This window comes from Lawsonibacter sp. LCP25S3_E2, from assembly GCF_052117285.1.
GTDB lineage: Bacteria > Bacillota > Clostridia > Oscillospirales > Oscillospiraceae > Lawsonibacter.
This window is the reverse complement of the sequence record NZ_JBQKJL010000005.1, coordinates 99,646-122,544: the sequence shown is the minus strand read 5'-3', so window position 1 is coordinate 122,544 and position 22,899 is coordinate 99,646. Positions and strand designations below refer to the sequence as shown.

Sequence of the window (22,899 nt, the reverse complement as noted above, 5' to 3'; positions counted from 1 at the left end):
ACCTCACAAGCTCTGGGGCGGGATCTCCCGCACGTCCAGGTGCTGCAGGCTGTTCTGTCCACGGGGCAGTGGAATAAGCTCCATGTCCTGCACCGTCTCCACTCCAGGGAAAATCTGAACGCCCTCCGCCTCCAGCATAGTATAGCCGGGGTGCTCCGCCCACACATTGCATACCGCAAAGGGGGCCTCAGCTCCCTGCCCATGGGGCGAGGTGCTCTCCTCCAGCTCGGGCGTCGGGATGGAGATGGTGCGCACCTCGCCGCTTCGGTCAGTGGATTGGACGGAGAGGAGCTTTCTCTTTCCGTTTTTTCCCGGAGCGGTGACCACCACCGTGGCCCCGGCAATGGGGATCTGAGCCTGGGAGGTGTACACCCGCACCGTCAGCTTTCCCGCCGCTTGTTCTGTTTGCATAGAATCAACCTCCTGGGCGGGCGCACCCGCCGGTTTTCCCCATTCTATGCAGCGGCGGGCCAAACGGGCCCATAAAAAAACCGCCGGCCAAATGGCCGGCGGCACGCTTGAAATGCCCTCCTGCAAGGAGTTTCGCCGAGACGCAGGCGGCGAAATAAATTTTAATCTCGTCATTTCCGGCGACATGCGCGTCGGAAATGACACTTCTCGCACAAGGTGGGCCGACTTTTCCGCAAGGAATCGAGGCCCACCTTGCGCGCAGCCTATCTCGAACCAGTGCCGCAGGCACTGGTTCGAATTATCCAATTCCGCCCTTCACGGCGCCCAGCACCAACACCACCAGGGTCACCCCGCAGAAGAGGTACTTGGCCATGGGGTAGAACCAGCCGCCCAAGGGCTTTGTCCGTGCCAGGTTCACCTGCTCCAGCACATAGTCCTTTCCGCACACCCAGAAGAACATGACCCCCGCCAGGAAGGCCCCAATGGGGCAGATGTAGATGGAACACACGTCCATCCACTGGGACACAATGGGGGCAATAACCAGCCCCACACCCAGACCCAGCACACCGATGATGGCTACCGCCGCCGGGCGCTTCAAGTGGAACATCTCCTGGAGGGTTGCGGTGGGGGCCTCAAAGAGGTTCACCAGGGAGGTAAGGGCGGCAAAGACCACCGCCAGGAAGAACACGGCCAGGATGACCGGGCCGCCGGGAATGCCCGCAATGACGTTGGGCAGGTAGATAAACATCAGGCCCGGACCGCTGTCATTGAGCTGCTGCCCCGCCACAGCCATGGCGGGGATAATCACCAGGGCGGCCAGCACCGCGGCACAGGTATCAAAAATGGCCACCATCCGGGCATCGGCGGGCACATCGGAGCCGCGGCTTAAATAGGAGCCGTAGATCAGGGTTCCATTGCCCGCCACAGACAGGGAGAAGAAGGCCTGGCCCAGGGCATAGACCCACACCCAGGGGTCCAGCAGCCCCTCGGGCCTCAGGATAAAAATGTACTCATAGCCCGCACGGGAACCGGGCAGAGTAAAGAGGTAGACTGCAAGGCCGATAAATAGCAGGAAAAACAGGGGGGTCATGATCTTGTTGGCCTTCTCAATGCCCTTGCCCACACCGAAGGCCATAATGAGAATGGTCACCCCCATGCCCACCGCCTGCCACAGGGTATTGCCCCCCGCGGTGGCGCCGAAGTTGGCATTGAAGGCCTCCACACCCCGCATATTGGCCAGAGTACCGCTGAGGGACTGGGCGGTGTATTTGAAGATCCATCCGGTGACCACCGAATATCCGATGGCCATGGCCAGAGAGCCCAGCACCGGAATAAGCCCCAGCAGCCGTCCAGGCTTGTCGCTGCCAAAGCGCATCTGGGTGGCCTGCCCAAAAGCATGAATGGGGCCGGACCGGGTGGAGCGGCCAAAGGCCATCTCACCAATGACCCCGGTGGAGCCGATGATGACTACAAAAATCAGGTACGGAATCAAAAAGGTGGCTCCGCCGTACTTGGACACACGGGCCGGGAACAGCCAGATGTTCCCCATGCCCACCGCCGAGCCGATGCAGGCCAGGATGAAGCCCCACTTGGAACCCCAGGAATCTCGTTTTGTGCTGTGCGCCACAAAGATCACGCCTCTCTCTTTACCCGCGGCCTGGGCCGCGTGGATGTAGCATATCATATTATGGAAAAAATGCAAAGGGTTTTCCTGCTTCTCCCCCGAAATCTTCTGCAAAATTCTTCGGCCTCTTGCAATATGCCGGAAGCTATTGTACAATAAATTGATATGGCAAAAGAAAGGCGGAGGGACGGCATGAGCATGACGGCCATCCGGGCAGTGGAGCCCAGAAGCCCCGCCCACCGGGCAGGAATTCGGGTGGGCGAGACCCTCACCCACATTAACGGCCACCCAATTCTGGATGTGCTGGACTATAAGTTTTATAGTTACGACCCCCGGCTGGAGCTGGTTCTGAAAGAGGCCAACGGCTCTGAGCGCACGGTCCGCCTGCGCAAAGATGAGGGGGAAGACCTGGGGCTGGAGTTTGAGACCTATCTCATGGACCGGGCCCGGTCCTGTGCCAACAACTGCATTTTCTGCTTTGTGGACCAGATGCCCCCAGGCATGCGCCCCTCCTTGTATTTTAAAGATGACGATGCCCGGCTGAGCTTTCTCATGGGCAACTATCTGACCCTCACGAACCTCTCAAAGCGGGAAATTGAGCGCATCTGCGCGCTGCGCATCTCCCCCATCAACATCTCCGTCCACACTACCGACCCCGTCCTTCGGGAGGAGATGCTCCACCACCGCCGGGCGGGCGAGGTGCTGGAGATCATGTCCCGCTTTGCCCAGGCCAACATCCGCATGAACTGCCAGATTGTCTCCTGCCCTGGGATCAACGACGGCCCCGCCCTGGAGAAAACCCTTCAGGACCTCTGCGCCCTCTATCCGGCGGTGGAGAGCGTGGCCATTGTCCCGGTGGGCGTAACAAAATTCCGGGAAGGGCTTCATCCCCTCTCCCCCTACACACCGCAGCAGGCTTCGGCGGTCATCGACCAGGTGGAGGCTTTCGCCGCCGCTTCCCTGGCCCAGCGGGGCACCCGTCTGGCCTGGTGCTCGGACGAATTTTACCTTCTCGCCGGCCGTCCCCTCCCCGAGAAGGCCTTTTATGAGGACATGAACCAGCTGGAAAACGGCGTGGGCATGCTGCGGCTGCTCCTCAGCCAGGCCCACATGGCTCTGGAGGACCCCATGGACGGCGCCCCCCTCACCCCCTTCTCCGTGGCCACGGGGGTATCCGCTGCCCCCTTTATCCAGCAGATCGCCGACGCTGCCCAGGCGAAGTATCCATCCCTTCAAGGGTGGGTCTACCCCATCCGCAACGAATTTTTCGGGGAGACCATCACCGTCTCCGGCCTTATCACCGGCGGAGACCTCATCCGACAGCTCCGGGGCAAGGAGCTGGGGCAGCGGCTGCTTATCCCCTCCAACATGCTCCGCTCCGGGGAACAGGTTTTCCTGGACGACATTACCGTGTCTGATGTGGAGCGGGAGCTGGGTGTCCCGGTGACAGCTGTAGATGCGGAGAGCGGCTTTGACCTGGTGGATGCCATGCTGGGGCTGGAAGTGACTTCCCCGGAAGTTTGCCATCAGCGGGAGGAAACCGAATACTATCAGTATAATCAGTAATTTATAATACAAAACGCGTGGGGTTTTTCCCCACTGGAAGAGAGAGGAACCTGATATGAAGCCATTAGTAGCCATCGTGGGCCGGCCCAATGTGGGCAAGTCCATGCTGTTTAATAAGCTGTGCGGACAGCGCCTGTCCATCGTGGAGGACACCCCCGGTGTCACCCGTGACCGGCTGTACGCCCAGTGTGAGTGGAGAAACCGAATCTTTGACATTGTGGACACCGGCGGCATCGAGCCGGGCACCGATGACCAGATTCTCTCCTTCATGCGGGAGCAGGCGGAGATCGCCATCGCCACTGCCACCGTCATCGTCTTTGTCTGCGACATCAAGACCGGGATGACCGCCTCTGACCAGGAGGTGGCCAACATGCTCCTGCGTTCGGGCAAGCCTGTGGTGCTGGCGGTGAACAAAGCCGATCAGACCGGCCGGGAGAACCCGGACATCTACGAATTTTATAACCTGGGCCTGGGCGACCCCATCGCCGTCTCCGCCGTCCACGGCCACGGCACCGGCGATCTGCTGGACGCCTGCTTTGAATACTTCCCCCCGGAGGAGGAGGAAGAGGAGGAGGACGACACCATCAAGGTGGCCGTCATCGGCAAGCCTAATGTGGGCAAGTCCTCCCTCATCAACCGCATTCTGGGGGAGGAGCGGGTCATCGTCTCCAACGTGGCAGGCACCACACGGGACGCGGTGGACAGCTCCTTTGAAAATGAGCACGGCAAGTACCTCTTTATTGACACCGCCGGTATGCGGAAAAAGTCCAAGGTGGACGACCGGATCGAAAAGTTCTCCGTGCTGCGCTCCACCATGGCCATCGAACGCTGCGACGTGTGCCTCATCATGATCGACGCCCAGGAGGGGGTCACCGAGCAGGACACCAAGGTGGCCGGTCTGGCCCACGAGGCGGGCAAGGCCTGCATCATCGTGGTCAACAAGTGGGACGCCATCGAGAAGGACGGCAAGACCATGGACAAGATGCGCCAGGACGTCATGCGGGACCTCTCCTATATGACCTACGCCCCCATTCTCTTCATCTCCGCCTTGACGGGGCAGCGGGTAGAGCGGCTGTTTGAGCTCATCAACTATGTGAATAACCAGGCCGCCACCCGCATTTCTACCGGCATGCTCAACTCCCTTCTGGCCGACGCCACCGCACGGGTACAGCCCCCCACGGACAAGGGCCGCCGGCTGAAGATCTACTATATGACCCAGGTTGGGGTGCGTCCGCCCCACTTTGTCTGCTTCTGCAACGACGCAAGACTGTTCCACTTCTCCTATCAGCGCTACCTGGAAAATCAGATCCGCTCCACCTTCGGACTGGAGGGTACCCCGGTGCGCCTCACCGTCCGGCAGAAGAGCGAGAAGGAGGATTAACATGGGCGAGGTCATCTTGTTCGTCCTGACCCGGATGGATTTTTGGCTGGTGGCCGTAATCTCCTATTTCTGCGGCTGCTTCAACGGAGCGGTCATCGTCTCGAAGTATATTCTCCGGGACGATGTGCGAAAGCACGGCAGCGGCAACGCGGGCCTTACCAACTTCTTCCGCACCTTCGGCGGTCCCCTCACCTTTGTGGTCATCCTCACCGACGTATTGAAGGCAGTGGTGGCCATCCTCATTGCCGCCAAGATCGGCGGCAGCTATGACCCCCGCATTATGCCCGACATGCCCCTGGAAGCGGCCATGGTGGCCTACTATGTAGTTTTGTTCAAGTACTGGGCGGGTCTTTGGTGCCTGCTGGGCCACATGTTCCCCTGTATGTTCCACTTCAAGGGGGGCAAGGGCATCCTCTCCGGCGGGGCCATCGCCATCATGCTGGACTGGCGCATTGCCCTGGTGGTGTGGGGCGGTTTCCTCATTCTGGCTGTCCTCACCCGGTACGTCTCCCTGGGCTCCTGCTGGGCGGGGGCCAGCTTCCCCTTTGTCACCTGGTTTGTCTACCACGACCCCCTTATCACCGGCCTGGGGGCCTTTATCGGACTTCTCATTTTGTATATGCACCGGGGCAACATCCACCGGCTGCTCACCGGCACAGAAAACAAGTTCAGTCTGCATAAGAAGAAATAGCGTCCGAGCTGTTGTGAGCAGCACGGATGGACCGAAGCGTGGGGGAGAAACCAAGCTGCTGCTGCGGCTGTTTCGAGCCCAAGTGCAGGGAAGCCGTGCGCCGCGAACAGGCGAGGCGTGAATCAAACCATAGGATAGGCTCCACAAGAATTAAAGGAGGTCCATATTATGAAGATCACCGTACTGGGCAGCGGCGCTTGGGGCACCGCTCTTGCCATGCTCCTGCTGGAAAACGGAAACGATGTCACCCTCTGGTCCTATACCGAGGAGGAGTCCAAGGTTTTAAGGGAGACCCATGAAAATCCCATGCTCAAGGGTGTGCGTCTGCCCCCTGAGCTGAAGTTCTCCACCGATATGGCCTGCGTCAAGGGCTGCGGCCTGGTGGTCATGGCCACCCCCTCCTTTGCCGTGCGCGCCACCGCCGCCAAATTGAAGGTGCTGGCCGATCCGGGCACCATTCTGGTCTCCGTCTCCAAGGGCATTGAAAAGGACAGTTCCCTGCGTCTGAGCCAGGTCATCGAGGAGGAGCTTCAGGGCCACTGCCCCGTAGTGGTCCTCTCCGGCCCCTCTCACGCGGAGGAAGTGGGCCGCCGCATTCCCACCGGCGTAGTGGCTGCCGCCGACGATCTGAAGATTGCCGAGCAGGTCCAGGACCTCTTCATGAACCAGCGCTTCCGGGTGTACACCAGCGACGACAAGATCGGCACCGAGATCTGCGCCGCGCTCAAAAACATCATTGCCCTGTGCGCCGGCTGCTGCGACGGCATGGGTTACGGAGACAACACCAAGGCCCTGCTCATGACCCGCGGCCTGGCCGAGATGGCCCGCCTGGGTGTAGCCCTGGGGGGCAAGAAGGAGACCTTCACCGGCCTTGCCGGGGTGGGCGACCTGATCGTCACCTGCTGCTCCATGCACTCCCGCAACCGCCGCTGCGGTATCCTCATCGGCCAGGGCAAGGACGTGCAGGAGGCCATCAAAGAGGTGGGTGCCGTGGTGGAGGGCTACTATGCCGCCGCCAACGCCCGCACGCTGGCGCAGAAGGCCGGGGTGGAGATGCCCATCGCCCAGGCCGCCTACGAAGTCCTCTACGAGGGCCGGGACGTGCACAATGTCATTGCCGACCTGATGGGCCGGGCCAAGCGCTCGGAGCTGGAGGAGAGCTGGAGCTAAAGCTCTTCAAACAAGGGGCAGTGCCCCTTGTTTGAGAAAAGCTGCACGCAAAACCTGCCTCGATTCCATTCGGAAAAGTCGGCCGGTTTTGCGCGAGAAGTGTTTTTAGAGACGGCGAAGCCGCTCTAAAAACGGATTTCAATTTATTCCATCGCCTGCGGGCGATGGAACTCCTGGGTTGGGCTTTTCTTCCGCTCAAGACACAGAAACTTGACTAGGTTTGCCGCCTCCGGGCGGCAAACGTCCTATGGAGGCCTTTTTATGGAACGTCTCTATGAAGCAAATCCCTTTCTCACCTCCTTTGATGCGGTGGTGGAGTCCTGCATTCCGAGCAAGAAGGGATATGACATCATTCTGACCAAGACCGCCTTCTACCCCGAAGGGGGCGGCCAGCCCTATGACACTGGTACTTTGGGTCCTGTGCGGGTGCTGGAGGTACATAGCCGGGACGGCCGGGTGGTCCACACCTGCGACGGTCCTCTGGAAGCGGGAACCGCCGTCTCTGGGGAGATCAACTGGGAGAGGCGCTTTGACCTTATGCAGCAGCACTCCGGGGAGCACATCGTCTCCGGCATGGCCCATGCCAAATGGGGCTGCGACAACGTGGGCTTTCACCTGGGCAGCGACGTGGTCACCATCGACCTCAATGTGCTTCTCACGCCGGAGCAGCTTCAGGAGCTGGAGGAGGACGTAAACCGCTACCTGTGGGAGGACCACCCCATTGCCATCGCCTACCCCTCGCCCCAGGAGCTGGAAGCTATCGACTACCGCAGCAAAAAGGAGCTCACCGGACAGGTGCGCATTGTCACCTTCCCTGGGGCGGACTGCTGCGCCTGCTGCGGCACCCATGTGCGCTCCTCCGGGCAGATTGGGCTGGTGAAGCTGCTGAGCATGGAGAAGTTCCGGGAGGGGGTGCGTATCCAGCTGGTGTGCGGTGGCCGGGCCCTGCGCTATTTCTCCGCCCTCCAGGCTCAAAACGCCCAGGTCTCTCACCTGCTCTCCGCCAAGGTGATGGAGACAGGCAGCGCCGTGGAGCGGCTGATGGAGGAAACTGCCGCCCTGAAAGCCCGGTGCGCCGCCATGGAGGATGCCCGCTTTGCCCATCTGGCTGAGGAGCACCGCGGAGAAGGGGACATGCTCCTCTTTGAGGAGGGTCTCTCCCCTGACAGCCTGCGCCGGCTGTGCGATGCGCTCCTCCACACCCGTGAAGGCCGGGTCGCCTGCTTCTCCGGTACAGAGGAGACCGGCTACAAATACGCCATAGGCCAGCTGGGAGGCGACCTGCGCAGCCTGACCAAAACCATGAACCAAGCTTTGAACGGCCGGGGCGGCGGCAAGCCGGACTTTGTCCAGGGCTCTGTCCGGGCTTCCCAGGCTGAGATCCGCAACTTTTTCAACCAATAATTTGAGGTTTTTATGGAATATTCAATTGATCAGCTCCTGTGGCTGTTCCTCTGCTACGCCTTTCTGGGCTGGCTGAGTGAGACGGCCCTGGCCGCAGCCCGCAAGGGCCGGCTTTTAAACCGCGGTTTTCTGAACACCCCCTTCTCCCCGGTCTACGGCCTGGGCGGGGTGCTCTTTGCCCTGTTCCTGCCGGAGCTGCGGGACGACCCCTTCTTCCTGTTTCTGGGCGGCATGATCCTGGCCACCGCCCTGGAGCTGTTTACCGGTATCTTGCTGGAAAAGCTCACCGGCCAGAAGTGGTGGGACTACTCCCAGCGGCGCTTTCAGTTTGAGGGCCACATCAACCTGACCTACTCGGTGATCTGGGGCCTGTGCGCCCTGTTCTGCCTGTTTGTGGGCAACCGGCTCATTCTGTCCCTGGTGGGCTTGATCCCCGCCGCTGTGGGGCGGCTCATTCTGCTGGGCATCTATGTGGTGCTGGGACTAGACATCCTTACCTCTCTGGCCGCCCTGTTTCAGTGGCAGCTCTCCCTGCCCGACACACGGGAACTGTCCCGGTTCCTGTCCCGGCTGACCCAGACCCTGGACAACGCCGTCACCCGGTACGTCCAGCGCCGTGTGACCCGTGCCTATCCCAACCTGGACCCCACCAAGGGCCGCGCCCGCACCAAAGCAGTTCCCACCGTCTTTGCCCAGGGCTGTTGCTTTTACAAGCTGGCCTGCCTCTTCTTCCTGGGGGCCTTTCTGGGGGATATCATCGAGACCATTTTCTGCCGGGTCACGGCGGGGGTGTGGATGAGCCGCAGCAGCGTGGTCTGGGGTCCCTTCTCCATTGTGTGGGGCCTGGGCGCGGTGCTGCTCACCGCTCTGCTCTATAAATACCGCCACAAAAGCGACGGGTACATCTTCTTTGTGGGCACCGTGGCCGGAGGCGCCTACGAGTACTTCTGCTCGGTCTTTACCGAGCTGGTCTTTGGCACCGTGTTCTGGGATTACAGCAAAATCCCCTTTAACCTGGGCGGGCGCATCAACCTGCTCTACTGCTTCTTCTGGGGCATTGCGGCGGTGGTATGGCTGAAGCTTATTTACCCCGTCCTGTCCGGGTGGATCGAAAAGCTGCCCATCCGTGCGGGCAAGCTGCTCACCTGGGTACTCATCCTCTTCATGCTCCTCAACATCGTCCTGTCCGCCCTGGCTATGGGCCGCTTTGTCCAGCGCCGGAACAATCCCGCCCCGGCGGGCAATGCCCTGAGCCGGTTTTTGGACGAGCGCTTCCCCGACGAGCGTATGGAGCGGATCTATCCCAACATTCTCTTTGTGGATTAAACGGGGCAGACGCCCCTTTGGGAGGAATGACCATGAACGATACCAAGGGACGCTTCTTTGCCCTGGAGGGCATTGACGGAAGTGGAAAATCCACCCAGCTCAGGCTTTTGGCCCAGCGTCTGGAACAGGCAGGCCGACCCTGCCTCACCACCTGCGAGCCCACCGGCCGTCCCATGGGCAAGCTCCTGCGCCAGGTACTCACCGGACAGGTGCGCTGCGACAGCCGGGTGGTGGCCCCCCTCTTTGTGGCTGACCGGCTGGACCACCTGCTCAACGAGGAAAACGGCCTGTGCAAGGCGGTGGAAGAGGGGCTCACTGTCCTCACCGACCGGTACTACTTTTCCTCTTACGCCTACCAGAGCGTGGACCTGCCCCTGGAGTGGGTGATCGAAGCCAACCGTCCCTGCGCCGAGCTTCTCCGGCCTACGGCCACTCTCTTTATCGATGTGGAGCCAGAGCTGGCTCTGGAACGCATTGCCCAAAACCGGGAGGGCACCGAGCTCTTCGAGACCATGGAGCGCCTCACCCGCACCCGTGAGCAGTATTACCGTTCCTTTGAGGCTCTCAAGGGGGAGGAACGGGTCATTCTCCTGCCTGGAAATCAGAGCGTGGAGGCCATCGCCCAGGCCATCTGGGAACAGGTGGACGCATTCTTTTAACCTGTAGGGAGGGGGATTCATGCCCCTCCCTTTTTTGCACCCTGCCGACCTCCAGGGCATAGGATGTCATGGACCTCAGGAGCCTCCGCTTCTGGGGGCCCACCGAAAAAATGTGAGGTGTCTTTTATGGTGACTATGACCGCCACCGTCCTCCAGGCCTGGGGCAGCCAGGTTCTGGTTCGGGACAACAGTAACAACCAGGAGGTACTGGTGCACACCCGCTGCTCCACCTCCAACCTGTCCGCTGGGACCCAGGTGCGCATTGTCTATAACGGCGTGATGACTGCCAGCATTCCGCCCCAGATCAATGCCCAGAGCATCTGCTACTTCGCCGACTGAGCACAAAAAGGACCGCCCAAACCGGGCGGTCCTTTCCTTATTCAGACAGGTCAAGGGTACTCACATGGGCCTTCAGTTCCAGCACCTCGCCTACCGGGACAGACAGCTCATCCACTCCCATTTGGAGCAGCGTTTTCGTCATGCTTCGGTCAGCCCCCAGCTGCCCGCACAGGGCTACCCGGCGTCCATGGCGGTGCCCCTCCTCCACCGTACGGCGGATGAGCTCCAACACGGCTGGATGATGGGGGTCGTACATTCCGTCCAGCTCCGGGTCCTGCCGGTCCATGGCCAGGGTGTACTGGGTCAGATCGTTGGTACCGATGGAGAAGAAATCCGCCTCCTTTGCCAGTTCGCCGGCCATGAGAGCGGCAGCAGGAGTCTCGATCATCACCCCCACCTCCACCTCCCCGGCGGGAAGGCCCTCCGCCTCCAACTCTGCCCGGCACCGCTCCAACAAGGCCCGTGCCGCTCGCACCTCCTGCGCTGAAGAGACCAGGGGGAACATCAAGGCGGCCTTTCCATAGGAAGCCGCGCGAAGGATGGCCCGCAGCTGGAGCCGGAAGAGCTCCGGCTGCTTCAGCGACAAGCGAATTCCCCGCAGGCCCAGGGCCGGGTTTTCCCCCCGGCCAGCCTCCAGCCACGGGGGGCACTTATCCCCCCCGATGTCCAGGGTGCGGATGACCACCCGCCGCCCCTCCATAGCCTCCAGGGCCCGGCGGTAGAGAGCAATCTGCTCCTCCTCTCCCGGACACTGCTCCTTGTTCAGGCAGAGAAACTCCGTGCGGAACAGTCCCACCCCCTGGGCTCCTTCCCTTCGGGCCAGGGCAGCCTCCTCTGGAGCGGCAATATTGGCGCACACCGACACCACCCGGCCATCCCGTGTACAGGCGGGGCGGTCCCGAAAAGCCACCAGCTCTGTCTGGATTTTGCGCTGCGCCTGCGCCTTTTCCATCAAGCGGTCCCGAACCTTTTCTTCCGGAGTTACATACAGTTCTCCTGTCTCCCCATCCAGGGCGGCAAAAGCCCCCTCCCAGTCCATCTGGGGGACAAGCCCAACTACCGTGGGCAGGGCCATGGCCCGAGTCAGAATGGCGGCGTGGCTGTCGGAAGCCATACGCTCCACCACAAGGCCCAGCACCTTCTCCCGCTCCAGGGCAATGAGCTCCCCTGGAGCGATCTCTCCTGTACACAGGATGGCGGGCTTCCCCAGCTCCAGCCGTCCCAGGTTCCCAGACAGGGCCTCCCGCCATAGGCGGGACACCTCCTCCACATCGGCGGCCCGCTCCCGAAGATAGGGGTCCTCCAGCGCCCGGAAGGCGGCGGCAAAGGTTTCTCCGGCCTCCCGCACGCTGTCCTCAGCGCAGGCTCCCGCCCGGACGGCGCAGCGGACCGTCTCCAACAAATCCCGGTCCTCCAGCATCAGGGCGTGGAGGCGGAAGATATCCGCCTCCTCCTTCCCCAGTTTCTCCAAAGCGGCGGACTGCTGCCCGTTCACCCGGTCCAAAGCCCGCTGCCGCCCCAGCTCCAGCCGCTCCAGCTCCTCCGCCGGTGTGCCTTTCGGGGCGTTTTTTCTCGGTTTCTCAGCCTCCGGGAGCACATGGATGGGCCCCAAGGCCACGCCAGGGCACAGGGGTCTTCCCGCTAGCTTCATCCCGCTCCCCTCCTTACTGTGTCAGAGATGTTCTGCAAAATAAGCCTGCATAACCGCCAGGGCCCGCTCCTCGTCTCCGCCCTCGATGGTGACGGTGACGGTGTCCCCCTGGGCCACCCCTAGGGTCATCAGGGCCATGAGCCGGTCGGCTCCCACGCACCGGTCGTCCTTTCGGACGGTGACGGTACTGTCCAAAGCCTGGGCCGCCGTTACCAGATCGGCGGCAGGCCGGCCATGGAGGCCATTGGGACGGGTCACGGTGTAGGTAAATTTCTTCATGGCAATTCCTCCAGGTATTCCGCCTGGGCAGTCTGGTTCACTTCCTCCAAATTTGGCATGGCGGGGATCGCTCCGCTGCGGGAGCAGGTCAGGGCGGCGGCCCGATTGGCAAAGGCGAGGATCTCTCTCAGCTCCTCCCCCTTCAGTCCCTCCAGAGGGTGCTCCCCCCGGCGGCACAGGCGGGCCAGCAGGGCTCCCAGGAAGGTATCTCCCGCTCCGTTGGTGTCGGCCACCTTGGTCTTGACCCCAGAAACCAGAAAGCTCTCCCCCTGCCAGCGGCAGAAGACACCCTCCGCCCCCAGGGTCACCAGGACAAGGGAGATACCGCCCTCCTCCAGGCGGCGGGTCCCCTCCTCCAGATCTTCCGTCCCGGCGGCCAGGGGCAGCTCCTCCTGGGACAGCTTCAGAATATCTACCAGGGGCAGCACCATGGTGATCCACTGCTCCGCCTGGCTTCGGTCCTGCCAGATCTTTTCCCGGTAGTTGGGGTCAAAGCTCACCAGCACCCCTGCGCGGTGTGCGTGGCGGGCGGCAAAAATGGTGGCACTGCGGGCTCTGCAGGGAGTGAGGCTCACCGAGCCGAAGTGGAGAATTTTCCCCGCCTCCAGCTCCGTTTCTTTTACCTCGTCGGCGGACAGCTCTCCGTCCGCTCCCCGGAGGAAAGAGAAGCTGCGCTCCCCCGTCCCATCTACCGACACTACCGCCAGTGTGGTGGGGCTCTGGCCGGTGATCAGCCCCCGGTCATCCACACCGTTGTCCCGCAGCATCTGACGCAGCTGTTCTCCAAAGGCGTCCGGGCCCACCTTGCCAATAAAGGCCGTACGGGCCCCCAGCCGTGCTGCCGCCACTGCTACGTTGGCCGGGGCTCCTCCAGGGTTAGCGGCGTACAAGGGCACTCCCGCAGGGCTCTTCCCCGTCCAGGTCAGGTCAATGAGCGCCTCTCCAATGCTCGTAATGTCCCTCATATTCACTCCTCTTCTCCGCCAGATGTGGTGTGCATTTTCTGTGTTTTTCTACTATACCATACCCCAGAATAAAAATCTATCATTTTTCACAATACCTTCGTCCGAAATTGACATTTGTCTAAACTAAGTGTATAATATTTTTGCTGAAATTTTGCTGAATTCAGAAAGGAGTCTGCAAACCATGAAAAAGCTTTTACGGCTTTCCCTGTGCGCTGGCCTTCTGGCTGCCCTGCTGTGTGTGCCCTCCCTGGCCGCGGGCCAGATGCCCGAAAAGCAGGGGGAGTTTTATGTGATGATCAACGGGGAGTATGTCACCTTCACCGATGCGGTGCCCCAACTCCGGGAAAGCCGCTCCTGCCTGCCCTTTGCGGCTGTGTTTGAGCAGCTGGGCTTCCCCCAGGAGAGCATGACCTGGGATGCCGATACCCAGACGGTCACCGCAGTCAAGCCCGATGTGCTCTACTCCCCCTCCAACGGCGGGGAGCCTCAGCGCGGGGACCTCACCGTTCAGCTCACCATCGGTTCCAAAGAGATCAAATATTGGTACGAGAATGATCTCACCGCTGGCCCCGGCGGAGAGGTTACCCAGGTCACCAACGTCCTCCAGAGCGAGGTAGCCCCCTATCTCTCCGATGGCCGCACCTATATTCCCTTCGGTCTGCTGGCTGATGCGCTGGGCTATAACGTGGGCTGGGACAGCACGGTGGGCGCCGTCCTTATTGACGATGTCAACGCCATTCTGGCCGCCAACACTGAGACCTATGAGCTGATGGACCAGTATCAGGCCTATAACCGCACCTTCGTGGAGAAAAACCAGAAGGTTACCGGCAAGTACACTATGGACATGTCCATGGCCGAAACCGGCCCCAATGCCGCAAATGACCTCTCCTTCACCGTGAAGGGAGATTACGATATGGTCACCGCCGGTTCCACCGCCTTCCAGTTCAACACCGATATGACCGTGGACGCCTCCGTCCGGATGGATGGAATGGACATGTCCGCCATGCTGGCCTCCCCCGACGGCTCCCCCATGCTGCCCATGAATCTGGGCTTCGATATGCGGGGCGACATGGCCAACGGCACCTTCTACTTCAACCTGGACTCTCAGCAGCTGGCCGCTCTGACCGGGTGGAATTCCGAGACCTGGTACAAGCTGGATATGGCCGCCATTTACGATGAAATGTCTGCCGTGACCGGCATGAATTACCAGCAGCTCCTGGAGCTGTCCACCGCCTCTCTGGAGGAGGATTTCTCCCAGCTTATGCCCTCCATCCTGAACAATATGCCTCTGACCAGTGTGGATTTCACCGCAACGGACTATCTAGCCTTGCTGAACCTGATCTGCGGAGACAGCCACTTTAAGCAGGTGGGCACCCGCTATGAAAATACCTTCCTGAATGAGAGCGGCATCACCGGCACCTTCACCCTCTATACCAGCGCCGGTAAGGTCAATGGCTATGCCATCGAGCTGAAAGCCGATCCCGCCGTTGTGGGCGCGGAGATGACCCTGACCGCCGCCATGCAGGGCTCCAAGATGACTATGGATATGACTGTGGCCGCCTCTCAGGAGCAGGGTGCGGATCTTCCCCAGGTGGAGCTCTCCCTGAACCTGGCCATGGACGGCACCTACCAGTCCACCAGCACCCAGCCTCAGACTGCGCCCCCCGCCGGGGCCCCTGTGGCCGACCTGATGGAGATGTTCGGCGTTGTGGAAGCTCCCACCGCCGCCTGATCTACCCTCCAGTATACAAAAAAGTGCTGTCCCGAGGGACAGCACTTTTTACGCCCTTTCCATTGTCCGCCAGGCAGCGATAGGAGTATGTACGAAAACTGGATCAGCTATAAAAGCAGAGGGGCCGGAAAATTCCGGTCCCTCTGCTTTGCTGCAAGGCTGGTTCAAGCAGGCTATTTATTCCGCTGCCGCTTGCGCCGCTCAAGCAGCGGCCTTCCATATCTCTGTGCTGCCGTCTCTGACATAGGTGTGAGAATTGGCAGCCTCCACAATCGCAAAGTAGGCCCAGTGGCCATCGCTCAGATCGGTAAAGGCAACCAGCTCGTCACTGTTCCGGTGGACGAAACGCTCATCCGCACTGCGTCCCAGCATATTGTTTACAATCACCGACACCTCAGCGCGGGTAATCTTATTGTTGGGACAAAAGCTTCCGTCCGGATAACCGTTCATCCAGCCGTACTTGCTGGCCTGGGCCGCATACTGGTAGAACCAGTCGTTCCGGCTCACATCGGTAAAGGAACAGGAGACGCCGCTGCCGCCGTCGGCAAAGGCCAGAGCCACCACCGCAAATTCGGCACGGGTGATGGCACGGTCTGGCTGGAAGGTGCCGTCAGGGCAGCCGCCCAGCATACCCAGGCTGGCCAGTGTGTTGACCGCCTTGGCGTACCAGGCGTCAGCGGGTACATCAGCAAAGGTCTTGGTGATCTTCACGTCCTTGTCCAGCAGAAGGGCATAGAACATCTGGGCCACCTCGGCACGGGTCATGTTCCGGTCAGCGCCAAAGCTGTGGCCGGGATATCCGCTGAGATAGGCAGTGTGATGGACAGTATCCAGCCAGCGGGAAACACCGGTCGAACCGGCGGTGGTTTTTTCTTCTCCCCACTTAGCATAGAGTACTACAACAGGGTCATCCACCTTCACGTCGCCGCGGACGGGATCAGTCAGGCGGAAGTCCCAGTACCACCCCGCAAAGTTATACCCCTCACGGACAGGCACGGGCAGTTGCTCGTAGTCTTTGGTCCAAACATGGCTTTCCGACTCAACGGACAGATACTTGCCGCCGTTGGTCCGATAATGCAGTTCAAATTCACTCTGTGTGAAATCTCCACCGTCCGAACCACCATGGACGCTATCGCTGTTCTTGATCCACTGGGCATACAGATCCATGTCACCATTCAAGTGAATGGTGCTGCTGGGCATATACGCCGTGCCGGTGCCATCGGGATTAGTGTTCCAGCTGTCAAAGGTATAATCGAACCGGGTGAACAGGCCATCCTTTACTGTAACCACGGGTTCTGTGTAATAATAGGTGAGCGTATCCTCGGAACCATGGTTGGCATGATAGGTTAGTTTTACCGTGGGGACGGGGGGAACATCCTGGGTCTCCCATACCAGCACAAAGGGAGAGAACGAGCTGGTATCAAATTTTACATATTGGTCTCCCTTCACCGCAACAAGCTGGGCCGTTAAGAGGTCCGGGGCATTTTTGGAAAGCTCGTCCTCCAGCTTGCCGTAATTTCGGTCCAGGGCATCAAAGTGCACAACATAGAATGGCTGGTTCCGGTCAAAATCATCTGGGACCTTCCAGTAAATCGTAAGCTTGTCGTTCTCGCCCATAGTCAGGTAAGCGTTGCCGTTTTTGGTGTCCACCAGGTCTAGATACTGCTGTGCATAAGTATAGTCTCCGGCAGGAATTTTCTCTGCCATGTTGGTCTGGATATAATCCACCAGTACATGATCATCCAGAACATCGTCCACCAGCAGCCGCACACCCTCGGTATCATTTAGCTCCACATTGCTGCCATTGACATAATAGGTGACATCTCCGCAGGCCAGCGCGGCAATCCCGCCGCCGGGGAGGTCAGCCTCATCCCGGATAATTTTTGTTGTGGTGTCCCCGCTGGTTAACCCGCGGACCACCAGTGTGCCGGTGCCACGGGTGATGCCGCAGGAAACGGTCTTTCCGCCGCCAAGGTCGACCTCTGCGGTAATGTTGCCCGCCTCCAGGTCACCGGAGTAGATATTTATGGTGTATTCCTGATACTGCGCTTCCAGGTCGGGCGTGAATTCGTCGTTGATTGCGGCATCCCCTTCTGCGTCGGTGAATTGCAGACGAACCGGGATCCTTTGCCCGTTTTCATCCAAACCGGGCAGCATCCGATAGATATAGCGCTGCCGCTGGGTGCCTTCCACATTGCTGCTGTGGGCATCGGTACCGTAAAGCTCCAGTTTCCATTCTCTGGTCCTGCCTTTATCATCTTCATATGTGAATTTGAGGATATCAGACAAGTCCTCCGCATTGGGATTGCCGCCCAAGCTTGCATTGAGTTCGTCCGGCAGAGTGATATAATAGCCCGGTTCCGGCAGGCCGTTGGCTGTGGTGCTTTCGTTGCCGGCATTGTCCACCGCGCCGGTGTAGCCCTTGCCGCCGGTGTAGACAGTGATGTTGGCGGGTGTGATGGTGACATTGCCGTGCGATACTACGGAGAAGGAAGCGGCGACATCCGCTATGACGCCCGTCTGCTCCGTGGTAAAACGGAGGGTGTCCTGATAGGTACCGGCAGTCAGGTCCTGTTTCGGCGTCACTGTAACTGTGGCAGTTTCGTTTGGCGCAAGGGATGCCGTTGCATGGTTCCAGCCGGTACCCGGAGTGATCACAAAGTGCTCAGCGGTGGGCAGCGCTACATTCAGTGTACCCGTGCCGGTATTGGTCAGTGTCACGGTCTGCCCGGAAGGAGGCGTGTATCCCTCGTACAACTCTCCAAATGACAGGGTGGCGGGCGTCGCGGTCATGGTATAGGTCTTAATCAGATAGTCGGCGCTCGACACCGCGCTGTCCTTCATGCCGTCCTTAGCTGCGATGGCCTTGATGGTCATGGACTGATCTACCTGAATTGGGCCAGCATACACTGTACTGTCTGTCGTCGGAGTACTTCCGTCCGTCGTATAATAGATGGCTGCATCTTCTGTTGCGGTGGAAATTTCCACAGACTGTGGCTGCGCATATGTCCCGCCTGCCGGTGAGAAACTTGGAGCCTCTGCTTTGGGCATCGGATGAACGGTAATGTTAAATGTATCGCTGAAGCCGTCTTTTGACACTGTTATGGTGGTATCTCCTGCCGGGAGGGATGCACCATGAGCTGGGGAAGTGGAAATCCCCTTTTCCATAAAATCTTCAAACGCTACGTTTTCGGTGGTGCCATTACTATATGTCAAGGTTACGATCAGACCGTTCAAATCCAGTGTGTCTTGCTCAGTATACTCTGTTTTGATGGGTTTAGTATCTACCTGAATTCCAGTTAGGACCACCCGTGTCATTCGGACATGGATATCCATAGAAGCTTCGCCCAGACGCCGATCGCTGACGGGATTCGGGGACCAACCAGACATCTGATACTTTCTAATGATGACCCGATAACAGCTATTGTCCTCTTCCAGGCGCTCTCCCGTTTCCGTGTTGTTGCGCACGGTGATCTGCTTGTATTTTGAATTAAACCCTGAACGATCATAAACTGTTTCCTGATTAAACGGAGCCCCCCGTGTTTCCTGCACAACCCCGTTTACCACATCCTGAAACTCCCAGGTGTAATAGGTGGTCTCGCCCCAGCCAATAGAGCCGGGCGGATACTGTACCCCTTCAATATAGGGCTTGAGGTACACGCTTTCGTAGAGATCGGTATATGCATACAGCGTGCTCCTGTTTTCAAGTTCCGGCGCTTCCGGCTGTCCGCCTCCAAGTTCTTGCGTTTCTTGCCACCGCACCATGAAACCAACCCGCGGCATATCATCAGCAGCAAGAACCGATGTCGGAAACATGGAGAATGTCATAACAAACAACAGCAAACATGCCACTATCTTTTTTGTCAAAACCTCAGTCCTCCCAATTCAGATTTTTTGAGTTCTTCATACTCCGCCCAGATAAGATTTTTACCAGCTGCTCTCGGGCTGCCGTAGCAGTGGCCGCCGGCGGCGAATCGGTGAGATAGGTCAACACATCGTTCCACTCTCCCATATCCTCCTCTCGGGGTGTCAGCCGGCCAAGCCTTTGTGCCAAATACCGGTACTGCTCCGATGACAAAAAATGCAGATCAGATAAGTACTCGCACTTCATTTGAATGGACAGCAAATCCAGCAGAGATTGTTCCACCCTCACACCCCTATGGCCTCCTTTGCTTCTGCCAGCATGTTTTCGTAGCGTGCACGTCGTTTCCCGTTGACCATTCCGGCACAAACCGGACACCCGCGCTTCTGTTTTCCAGCTCGGGAATATATAGAAGCCTTCCAGATATGGCCCTCAGAGCAGATCCACCAAACCTTTTTATGGGACCCCGCTGTAACCATCTGAGGCGTCAGGGAACCGTTCAGCATGGGATGCCATTGGGCCGCGATTTTTGGCTGCGCCGTAGCCAGGTCGTTGAACCCGGCCAGGACCTTTTTCCCGGCACAGTAGGGACAGCCTGAGTTGCGCTTGGTCCGCATGCCCACCGCCGCCACATATTCGTGTCCCAGGGGGCAGATCCACCAAACCCGCCGTTTGCAGGCGGGTGTGACCTGGGACGGCAGCAGCGGTCCATTTTTTGTGGGATGCCACTGTCGGGCTATCTCCGGAAACTGAGAGGCCATGTCGTTTTCTCCCGGCAGGATCACCCGTCCGGCGCAGACCGGGCAGCCGGTCCCGTCCAATGTGCGGGACTGGATGGAAGCACACCACGCGTGCCCCTTCTCGCACCGCCACCAGACTTTTCGCTTAGTCCCGAAAGTCACCTCCTGGAACGTCAGCGTGCCGTTTTTTGTCGGGTGCCACTCCTGGGCTAGATTGGGAAACTGGCTGGCCAGATCATTGATGCCCAAAGCCACAGTACGGTTGGCACACACCGGGCAGCCGCAGCCGTCCACCCGTGAACGGATTTCCGCCTGCCACTCATGGCCCAGCCCACACCGCCACCAGACCTTTTTGGTGCTGCCGCAGGAAATGGTTTCAGGGGTAAAGGGAAGGTTCGTCTGTGCCACCCATTGATCCAACAATTCCTGCCGCCCTTCCCGAATGCAGAAGTCGTGCAGGCTTTCACGCATGGGCAGTCCCCCCTTCTATGCAGAATCGATATTCTGAATAGAGCTCTTCCCTTCCTTTCCGCTCCATGGAACACACGGGCATAAAAAATCGCCCGTCTTTCCTTTGGAAAGAGGGCGAACGGGCGTAGGAAGCCGGGCCGCACATGCAGACCATGCCTGCGGCCTATGTTTTTGCGCTCAAAATCGGGACGATGCCTTGTCTTTCGTGTTTACGCCTGCTATAATGGCGGTGTATCCTTTGGGTATGTAGTCAATATTGGGACAGAATATCGATTCTGTGACTACCACACAAGCCCCAGCCGATCAATCTCCCGCTGGTGTTCTGTGCCGGAGGTAACCAGATAGATGCGCGTGGTTTCGATGCTGCTGTGGCCCAACAGGTCGGCCAGTTTTGCAATGTCCCGGCAGGCCCGGTAAAAGACCGTGGCAAACAGATGCCGCAGGTTATGGGGGAATACTTTTCCCGGCTCCACCCCTGCGTGCTTGCACAGCCCTTTCAGCTCCGCCCAGATCTGCCGACGGCCAAGTTCCTTTCCGCTTTTGGTGCGAAAGATCGCGCCGGAAGCGGTTTTCTGTTTTTTTGCGTACTTCAGCAGCTTGCGGCGGAGCTTTCCAGGGAGCAAGATAGTACGGATCTTGCCTTTCAGCGCGATCTCCGCTTTGCCCTGCTGAACAGCTTCCACGGTGATATGCTGTACTTCGCTCACCCGGATACCGGTGGCTCCAATGGTTTCCACCAGAAGCCCCAGCCGTTCCCGCCCCAATTGGTAGGCCGTGTTCAGAAGACGCTGGTAGTCATCCTTTGTCAGCTCGCGGTCGGCATCCCGAAACAGGCGGCGCTGGATTTTAAGAAATTTTACCCGGCACTCCCGCAGATCGAGAAACTCCAGCAAGCCGTTCAGGGCCGAGAGCATAGCATTGATTGTAGTCGGGGCGTAGTTCTGGGACAAAAGGTGAGATTTCCACTCCGAGGTCCGCTCCTTGCTGATGTCACGGCCATCCAGCCAGCAGGCAAACGCCCGGATATCCCGCAGATATTTTTCCATGGTTGCGCCGCTCTTTTCCTCCATCTGAAGGTGATGGGCGTATGCCCGAACTTGTTGTTGTGTTAATGGATGATGTTTCATAGAGACCCTCCCATCAGAACTATATCGCTATTGTACAGGAAGTACAGGGACAGCAAAGCCCACAGCGGCAAATACCGCTGCGGGCTTTGTACGCCGTATGGATAGGTTTGCCACTGCCACAGGAAAGTTATACGCTTATCTGGTCCTTTCCGGGACGTGCGTCATATAAAAAATGAGGGCCTGTGGAGCACCACAGGCCCTCATTTCTTCCATACACGGCGTTGAGCCCCATAGGTTCACAATGTGAACCTATGGGGCTCAACGCTTTGGATGGTGCTTTTTTGCACTTTAATCTGTTTTTGGGGCCTCTTATTCCTCGATGGGCATAGGCGCCTCTACCTTAGTGTGGTCCTGCTGGGCGTAGGCCTGAACGATGGCCTCTAATGCCTGGCCCTGCTCCCCCATGATCTCCCCCGCCCGTTCCAGGCAGGCGTCGGCCTTGCGCAGCTCCTCGGCCGCGTGGGAGACGGTGGACTCCACCCGGCTGCACAGCTCCTCGTGCTCCCGGCGCACCCCCTGAAGCCACTGCTCTACCTGGCGGCGGACCTTCCTGGCGTCTCCTTCGGCCTTCTCCTGGATATCCTGGGCCCGGCGGTGGGCCTCCAGCTCCACTCCGGCGGTGCGCTCCTTGAGCTGGGTGTAGGCCTGGGCAGCGGGGGTGAGCTGCTCCAGCTGCTGCTGAAGGCGCTGGTTCTCTTCCCGTGCACTCTCCAGCTCCCTGGCACTCTGGCTGCACTGGGTACGGCTGGCGGACAGCTCCCGGTTGCTCTCCTCCAGGCGGTGCAGCAGACCCGCCTGCTCCTGGTGCAGGGCATCCAAAGACTGCTGGAGCTGTTCCACCTGGGCGCGCAGCTGCTCCCCCTCCCGGCGAAGCTCCTCCTCCCGGGCGGCGGCCTGGCTCAGCCGTCCCTCCAGGTCCTCCCGCTGCTGGGCGGCCTGGCGGGTGTGCTCCTCCAGATAAGTCAATACGTCCTGTCGATGAAAGCCGCCAAAGGCGGCGGTACGGAAGGGATGGTCCATGTGCTGCTCCTCTCTGAAAACAGCCCGGAAGGCTCCGGGCCGGCAACTTTGTCATTTTCTCAGGTATCTTATCACAACTTGCCGTCAATTACAATCCACTTCTCCCCCTTTCCCGGAAATTCCCCGGATTTTCACTGAATATTTAGAATAAATGCGAGAGAACTCGATGCGAGTTTTCCCGCATTTATTTTTTTGTCAAAAATCCTGTGGAAAAGGAGGGCGAGCGGTTTGAGCAAGAGACATTTAACACTGAAAGACCGCATGGAGCTGGAAGCGCTCTATGAAAAAGGACGCGGCGTTGAGCAGATTGCCGCGAAGCTGAAGGTCCATCGGTCTACCGTCTACAATGAATTGAAGCGAGGGGACACCGGAGAGATGGACAAGAACGGACGCATGGGGTACAGCGCGGAGCTGGCCCAGCGGACGGTCATCGAGAACTACCGCCGTAGGCGGACGAACAGGGCCAGCGCCGGGTAAAGAA

Annotated in this window: 20 protein-coding genes; 10 read left to right on the top strand and 10 right to left on the bottom strand. The window is 59.3% G+C overall.

Annotation, left to right across the window (positions count from 1 at the left end):
• Positions 1-3: 3 nt before the first annotated feature.
• Positions 4-411 (bottom strand): spore cortex-lytic protein, encoded by a 408-nt coding sequence (locus ACTQ3R_RS06475; RefSeq protein ID WP_441778329.1) that lies wholly within the window; start codon positions 409-411, stop codon positions 4-6.
• A gap of 298 nt (positions 412-709) precedes the next feature.
• Positions 710-2,038: a sodium-dependent transporter gene (locus tag ACTQ3R_RS06470; protein WP_441778328.1), complete on the bottom strand. Its 1,329-nt coding sequence runs from the start codon at positions 2,036-2,038 to the stop codon at positions 710-712.
• Positions 2,039-2,227: 189 nt separating this feature from the next.
• On the opposite strand from ACTQ3R_RS06470, the gene ACTQ3R_RS06465 reads away from it, so the two are divergent.
• The 8 genes from ACTQ3R_RS06465 (at position 2,228) to ACTQ3R_RS06430 (ending at position 10,571) form a co-directional block, all read left to right on the top strand.
• Positions 2,228-3,601, top strand: coding sequence for a DUF512 domain-containing protein (locus ACTQ3R_RS06465; RefSeq protein WP_441778327.1), 1,374 nt, complete (start codon positions 2,228-2,230; stop codon positions 3,599-3,601).
• Positions 3,602-3,656: 55 nt separating this feature from the next.
• Positions 3,657-4,982, top strand: coding sequence for a ribosome biogenesis GTPase Der (der, locus tag ACTQ3R_RS06460; RefSeq protein WP_441778326.1), 1,326 nt, complete (start codon positions 3,657-3,659; stop codon positions 4,980-4,982).
• 1 nt (position 4,983) lies between these two features.
• Positions 4,984-5,673, top strand: a complete 690-nt coding sequence (locus tag ACTQ3R_RS06455; RefSeq protein ID WP_441778325.1) for a glycerol-3-phosphate acyltransferase — start codon at positions 4,984-4,986, stop codon at positions 5,671-5,673.
• Positions 5,674-5,841: 168 nt separating this feature from the next.
• Positions 5,842-6,843, top strand: coding sequence for an NAD(P)H-dependent glycerol-3-phosphate dehydrogenase (locus tag ACTQ3R_RS06450; RefSeq protein ID WP_441778324.1), 1,002 nt, complete (start codon positions 5,842-5,844; stop codon positions 6,841-6,843).
• Positions 6,844-7,104: 261 nt separating this feature from the next.
• The gene (locus ACTQ3R_RS06445; RefSeq protein ID WP_441778323.1) at positions 7,105-8,247 is read left to right on the top strand and encodes an alanyl-tRNA editing protein; all 1,143 of its coding nucleotides are present in this window, start codon (positions 7,105-7,107) and stop codon (positions 8,245-8,247) included.
• Between the two features lie 12 nt (positions 8,248-8,259).
• A complete protein-coding gene (locus ACTQ3R_RS06440) occupies positions 8,260-9,573 on the top strand; it encodes a putative ABC transporter permease (RefSeq protein WP_441778322.1) in 1,314 nt (437 codons plus the stop codon).
• 32 nt (positions 9,574-9,605) lie between these two features.
• The gene (gene tmk, locus ACTQ3R_RS06435; RefSeq protein WP_441778321.1) at positions 9,606-10,232 is read left to right on the top strand and encodes a dTMP kinase; all 627 of its coding nucleotides are present in this window, start codon (positions 9,606-9,608) and stop codon (positions 10,230-10,232) included.
• Between the two features lie 126 nt (positions 10,233-10,358).
• Positions 10,359-10,571 carry a hypothetical protein gene (locus ACTQ3R_RS06430; RefSeq protein WP_441778320.1) on the top strand — a complete coding sequence of 71 codons (213 nt, stop codon included), beginning with the start codon at positions 10,359-10,361 and terminating at the stop codon, positions 10,569-10,571.
• 37 nt (positions 10,572-10,608) lie between these two features.
• On the opposite strand, the gene ptsP is transcribed toward ACTQ3R_RS06430, so the two are convergent.
• Genes ptsP through ACTQ3R_RS06415 form a run of 3 tightly spaced genes read right to left on the bottom strand, consistent with a single transcriptional unit; the run spans position 10,609 to position 13,466 of the window.
• Positions 10,609-12,222, bottom strand: coding sequence for a phosphoenolpyruvate--protein phosphotransferase (gene ptsP, locus ACTQ3R_RS06425; protein WP_441778319.1), 1,614 nt, complete (start codon positions 12,220-12,222; stop codon positions 10,609-10,611).
• Between the two features lie 21 nt (positions 12,223-12,243).
• The gene (locus ACTQ3R_RS06420; RefSeq protein WP_441778318.1) at positions 12,244-12,501 is read right to left on the bottom strand and encodes an HPr family phosphocarrier protein; all 258 of its coding nucleotides are present in this window, start codon (positions 12,499-12,501) and stop codon (positions 12,244-12,246) included.
• Entirely contained in the window at positions 12,498-13,466 is a 969-nt protein-coding gene (locus tag ACTQ3R_RS06415; RefSeq protein WP_441778317.1) for a carbohydrate kinase family protein, read from the bottom strand. The genes ACTQ3R_RS06420 and ACTQ3R_RS06415 overlap by 4 nt, the downstream gene beginning before the upstream one ends.
• Before the next feature lie 181 nt (positions 13,467-13,647).
• Here ACTQ3R_RS06415 and ACTQ3R_RS06410 point away from each other — a divergent pair, with 181 nt between their 5' ends.
• Positions 13,648-15,198 carry a copper amine oxidase N-terminal domain-containing protein gene (locus ACTQ3R_RS06410; RefSeq protein WP_441778316.1) on the top strand — a complete coding sequence of 517 codons (1,551 nt, stop codon included), beginning with the start codon at positions 13,648-13,650 and terminating at the stop codon, positions 15,196-15,198.
• Positions 15,199-15,399: 201 nt separating this feature from the next.
• On the opposite strand, the gene ACTQ3R_RS06405 is transcribed toward ACTQ3R_RS06410, so the two are convergent.
• The 5 genes from ACTQ3R_RS06405 to ACTQ3R_RS06385 all read right to left on the bottom strand — a co-directional run bounded on the left by ACTQ3R_RS06405 (position 15,400) and on the right by ACTQ3R_RS06385 (position 22,418).
• The gene (locus tag ACTQ3R_RS06405; RefSeq protein WP_441778315.1) at positions 15,400-18,963 is read right to left on the bottom strand and encodes an S-layer homology domain-containing protein; all 3,564 of its coding nucleotides are present in this window, start codon (positions 18,961-18,963) and stop codon (positions 15,400-15,402) included.
• 106 nt (positions 18,964-19,069) lie between these two features.
• Positions 19,070-19,351 carry a hypothetical protein gene (locus tag ACTQ3R_RS06400; RefSeq protein WP_441778314.1) on the bottom strand — a complete coding sequence of 94 codons (282 nt, stop codon included), beginning with the start codon at positions 19,349-19,351 and terminating at the stop codon, positions 19,070-19,072.
• Entirely contained in the window at positions 19,348-20,271 is a 924-nt protein-coding gene (locus ACTQ3R_RS06395) for a zinc-ribbon domain-containing protein (protein ID WP_441778313.1), read from the bottom strand. Before ACTQ3R_RS06395 ends, ACTQ3R_RS06400 begins: the two co-directional genes overlap by 4 nt.
• A 281-nt stretch (positions 20,272-20,552) precedes the next feature.
• Complete coding sequence (locus tag ACTQ3R_RS06390) at positions 20,553-21,398, bottom strand: tyrosine-type recombinase/integrase (protein ID WP_441778312.1); 846 nt, start codon at positions 21,396-21,398, stop codon at positions 20,553-20,555.
• A 309-nt stretch (positions 21,399-21,707) separates the two neighbouring features.
• Entirely contained in the window at positions 21,708-22,418 is a 711-nt protein-coding gene (locus ACTQ3R_RS06385; RefSeq protein ID WP_441778311.1) for a hypothetical protein, read from the bottom strand.
• A 228-nt stretch (positions 22,419-22,646) separates the two neighbouring features.
• On the opposite strand from ACTQ3R_RS06385, the gene ACTQ3R_RS06380 reads away from it, so the two are divergent.
• The gene (locus tag ACTQ3R_RS06380; RefSeq protein WP_441778310.1) at positions 22,647-22,895 is read left to right on the top strand and encodes a helix-turn-helix domain-containing protein; all 249 of its coding nucleotides are present in this window, start codon (positions 22,647-22,649) and stop codon (positions 22,893-22,895) included.
• Positions 22,896-22,899: the final 4 nt, after the last annotated feature.